1 protein-coding gene is annotated in these 568 nt (G+C 68.5%); it reads right to left on the reverse strand.

Features of this window, described 5'->3' with window-relative positions; all coding sequences use genetic code 11:
- The coding region (locus tag EN745_RS35600; RefSeq protein ID WP_189363285.1) for an FAD-dependent oxidoreductase at positions 1-568 on the reverse strand (568 nt) is incomplete at both ends.

Genomic DNA, 568 nt, shown 5'->3' on the forward strand with positions numbered 1-568 from the left:
GGCTCGACCAGCACCCTGCCCGCACGGTCGGCGTTCGCCCCCAGCCATTCCGCCGCCGGCGATGCGGCAACGCCGGCGGCCCATAGGATTGTCTTTGCCGGCAGGCGCTTATCGCCAAAGATAACGCTGTCCGCATCCAGCTCAGTGACCGCTCGTCCGAGCTCGACCGTGACGCCAAGCCGCTCCAGCGCCGTCTGGGCATAGGCGGAGAGCGCCGGCGCGAAGTTGGCGAGGATGCGATCGCCGGCCTCGATCAGCACCACGCGCGTCTGCCTGGTGTCGATGTTGCGGAATTCGTCGCGCAGCGTGTCATGCGCGAGTTCCGCGATGGTGCCGGCAAGTTCGACGCCGGTCGGCCCGCCACCGACGATGGCCAGCGTCAGCAGCGCCTGGCGCCTCGCCACATCGGTTTCGCGCTCCGCCTGCTCAAAGGCGAGCAGGATGCGACGGCGGATCGTGGTGGCATCCTCAAGCGTCTTCAGCCCGGGTGCGAACGGCTCCCATTCGTCATGGCCGAAATAGGCGTGGCGCGCACCGGTGGCGAGCACCAGCGTGTCGAAGGCAACCG

It is taken from the genome of Mesorhizobium sp. M4A.F.Ca.ET.022.05.2.1, from assembly GCF_003998845.1.
In the GTDB taxonomy this organism is placed as follows: domain Bacteria; phylum Pseudomonadota; class Alphaproteobacteria; order Rhizobiales; family Rhizobiaceae; genus Mesorhizobium.